The sequence below is a fragment of the Ruegeria sp. AM5 genome (assembly GCF_056540645.1).
The window spans coordinates 1-993 of record NZ_JBQFXC010000031.1 but is presented as its reverse complement, the minus strand read 5'-3'; the positions used below and the strand labels follow the sequence as shown (position 1 = coordinate 993).

General features: G+C 55.6%; 1 pseudogene. It reads right to left on the bottom strand.

Features of this window, described 5'->3' with window-relative positions:
* Positions 1-34 precede the first annotated feature (34 nt).
* Positions 35-993 (bottom strand): annotated as a pseudogene (locus tag ACR0AH_RS21100) (IS3 family transposase); the annotation flags it as partial.

Sequence of the window (993 nt, the reverse complement as noted above, 5' to 3'; positions counted from 1 at the left end):
TGAGCAGCCTCATCTGACTGGTCCAATTTGATTGTTAGTGCATCATCGGCCTGTGATCCATCGGGATGATGGTTTCCGGCGCTGGCGGGCGATAGCCCAGTGCACTGTGGGGGCGTTTTGTGTTGTAGTGTTTCCTCCATTGCTCGATCAGAATTTGAGCTTCGCGTAGGTTGTAGAAGATTTCGCCGTTGAGTAGCTCGTCCCTGAACCGGCCATTGAAGCTTTCACAATATCCGTTCTCCCATGGGCTGCCAGGTTCGATGTAAGCCGTCTTGGCGCCGACAGCAGCAATCCAGTCTCGGACAGCCTGGGCGACAAATTCTGGCCCATTGTCTGAACGTATGAAACGGGGCGCGCCACGAAGTATGAACAGATCCGTCAGGACGTCGATTACATCAGTCGAGTTCAACTTCCGCTCGACCCTGATTGCCAAACATTCCCGACTGTACTCATCAAGGATGTTCAGCGTCCGGAAGACTTTGCCGTCGTCGGTTCGACAATGGACGAAGTCATACGACCAAACATGATTGCGATACTCTGGCCGTAGCCGAACGCATGAGCCGTCATTAAGCCATAACCTCCCTTTCTTCGGTTGTTTCATCGGCACTTTCAGCCCCTCTCGCCGCCAAAGCCGTTCAACCCGCCCATCACTGACGGACCATCCAGCCTCTCTCAGCAACGCAGCGATCCTGCGATAGCCATATCGGCCGTATTGACGGGTCAGCTCGATCATATCGGCCACCAGCCGGTCTTCGTCTGCGCGACCTTGGGGGATGTGCCGTTGCGTGGACCGGTGTTGCCCAAGCACGCGGCAGGCGCGTCTCTCGGAAACCTTCAGCTGGTTGCGGACATGATCAATGCAGGCACGACGACGAGCGGGGCTCAAAAGTTTCCCTTTGCGGCTTCCGTCAGGATCAGCTTGTCCAGAGTCAGATCAGACACCGCGCGTCTCAACCGCTCGTTCTCTTTCTGAAGCCGCTTCAGTTCTTTCAA